Annotated in this window: 2 protein-coding genes; one reads left to right on the top strand and one right to left on the bottom strand. The window is 71.3% G+C overall.

What is annotated here, in order from left to right; genetic code table 11:
* Nucleotides 1-58: 58 nt before the first annotated feature.
* Nucleotides 59-1,111 carry a hypothetical protein gene (locus tag AX690_RS14255; RefSeq protein ID WP_066730438.1) on the top strand — a complete coding sequence of 351 codons (1,053 nt, stop codon included), beginning with the start codon at nt 59-61 and terminating at the stop codon, nt 1,109-1,111.
* Nucleotides 1,112-1,157: 46 nt separating this feature from the next.
* Here the strand turns inward: AX690_RS14255 and AX690_RS14250 are convergent, their stop codons facing one another.
* Complete coding sequence (locus AX690_RS14250; RefSeq protein WP_082769673.1) at nt 1,158-2,057, bottom strand: hypothetical protein; 900 nt, start codon at nt 2,055-2,057, stop codon at nt 1,158-1,160.
* Nucleotides 2,058-2,100 lie beyond the last annotated feature (43 nt).

Genomic DNA, 2,100 nt, shown 5'->3' with positions numbered 1-2,100 from the left:
GACCCCGCTCTACGCCCCGCTGCGTCCTCGGTGTCCGGAGCGGCCGTATTCTAGGGGCATGAGCAAATCATATCCCGACGCCCGCCCCACCTGGTTCCGCCTCTCGGAGGACTCGTGGGCCCAGATCGCCGACGCGTACAAGAACGGCGCGACCGCCGGCGAGTTGTCGGCCAAGTGGAAGGTCTCGGCCCGCACGATCTATCGCTACGCCAGCCTGTATGGCTGGACCAAGAAGGCGCACGGCGACGCGGTGGCGCGCGAGCACGCCGCGGCCGTTGAGGCCGAGGCCGAGGCTTCGCGGCGGGCGGCGCTGGTCGGCGCGGGGGCCCTGCCCGGCGAGCTGTGGCTGACCGGCGACGAGGACGACGACGACGAGGCCCCGAGCGCCTTCGGCGCGACCTTTGGAGACAAGGCCGCCTTCGATCCAGCCTTCGCCGCCGCCATGCGCGCGGCGGCGCCCCCTCCCCCGCCGCTCTCGACCGATCCCTCCGACCTGAAGGCCGCGACCCTGGCGCGGCTGGCGGCGGCGATCCGCGCGGGGCGCGACCAGGAGGCGCTGCGGCTGACCACGCTCCTCGAGCGGCTCTCGAAGCTGAGCGCGCCCGAAGAGACGCCGGTCGAGACGCCGGCGGGCGCGACCGACGATTGGCGGCCCAGGCGGCTCGATCCCATGGGCTATACGGGGCACTCGTGCGTCGATCCCATCAAAGACCCCGAACGGGCGCGCCTGTTGATGACCGGCTTCGTCGACTGGCGGCCGTCGCCGGCGCAGGTCGAGCACGAGGCCGCCTGCATGTTCCGCTCGATCTTCCTGATCGCGCTCTGCATGCTGTTGAAACCCCATGCCGTGCCGCCGCTGCTCCTGCGACGGGTCTACCGCTTCCGCCGCGACTATCTGGGCGAGGACGACGCCGAGGCGATGAGGCACGCCGAGCGGATCAGCACAGGCGTGATGCGCGAGTATGAGCAGCCCTACAGGATCTTCCTCGATACTGAGCGACGTCCGATCCGCAAGCTGGCGTACCGGACCTGGCCGCCGCCGCGGCCGCCCTATCCCTCGCGCAAGGACCTGGCCAAGGAGGCCACGCCCCTGCCGCTGGCCGAGCCCTAGCCTGGGGCGGTGCGGTATGGGCGGCGGGGGCGCTAGGGCGGCGGCGCTAGGCGGCGGGGCGGCCGCCCTGGGCGAGATACTGCGCCTCCCAACAGCCCAGCAGGTGCTGTTCGCGCATGACGGCGAAGAAGCGCATCAGGATCTGGGCGTGGCGTTCGGAGAAGGCGCGCCAGCGGGGCTCCTCCATCAGTTCGGGCGGGATCAGGTAGCCGCGGCCGACCTTCTGGCACAGGCCGTTGTCGGCGATGCGCAGGGCGTTGCGGCGAACGCTCTCGAACGGCAGGCCCAGGGACCGGGCGATGGCCGAGGCCGAGACGGACTTGCCGTCGCCCGCGGCCAAGCTGCCGTCGAGGATCGCGAACAGCATGACGACGCTGAACGGGTCGCCGACCATCGGCATCAGGGCCTCGATCAGGCGCAGGAAGTGATCGACCCAAAGCCGCATCATCTGGCGCACCGGCGGCGGCTGGTCCGGCGTCGCAGCGGGGACGGCCGACAGGCATTCGGCGCGGCGCAGGTTGGCGTAGAACTGGGTGAAGGTGTTCCAGGTCTCCATCGCCATCTCCACCGCGTGCGGCGAGCAGGTGAAGGCCTGGGGCAGGATCACGCCGTCGTCGCTCATCGCCAGGATGCCGGCCTCGGCCAGGGCGACCACGCGGCGGCGCGCGGTCTCCTGGGGCACGCCCAGCGAGGTGGCGATGGCGCGGACGCGGGCGGGCCGCCGCATGTCGTCGGGCGGCGAAGCCTCGAGGCCCGCATAGGTCTTCTGGAACTCGGGGTCCCGGGCCAGCGGGGCGAGATTGGCCTGGGCGATGGCCAGCATCAGCAGGGTGTCGAGCGCCGAGCGATGCCCCTGCTTGCGAAAGCCGTTCGGGATCAACTGAGCCGAGAACGCCAGGCACAGGCCTTCGCAGGTCCTGTCCAACGTCGCGGTCGATGCAGTCATGATATCGAAACCCCGGGGAAGGGCTCCGGGACCCGCCCCTATG

Origin of the sequence: Caulobacter sp. CCH9-E1 (assembly GCF_001556515.1) — a bacterium.
In the GTDB taxonomy this organism is placed as follows: domain Bacteria; phylum Pseudomonadota; class Alphaproteobacteria; order Caulobacterales; family Caulobacteraceae; genus Caulobacter.
The sequence above is the reverse complement of the archived record's forward strand: the minus strand, read 5'-3'. Positions and strand labels throughout refer to the sequence as shown.

Bases quoted from the DNA above. Each gene is read 5' to 3' on its own strand.
- AX690_RS14250 (WP_082769673.1), bottom strand. From the start codon at position 2,057: ATGACTGCATCGACCGCGACGTTGGACAGGACCTGCGAAGGCCTGTGC.
- AX690_RS14255 (WP_066730438.1), top strand. From the start codon at position 59: ATGAGCAAATCATATCCCGACGCCCGCCCCACCTGGTTCCGCCTCTCG.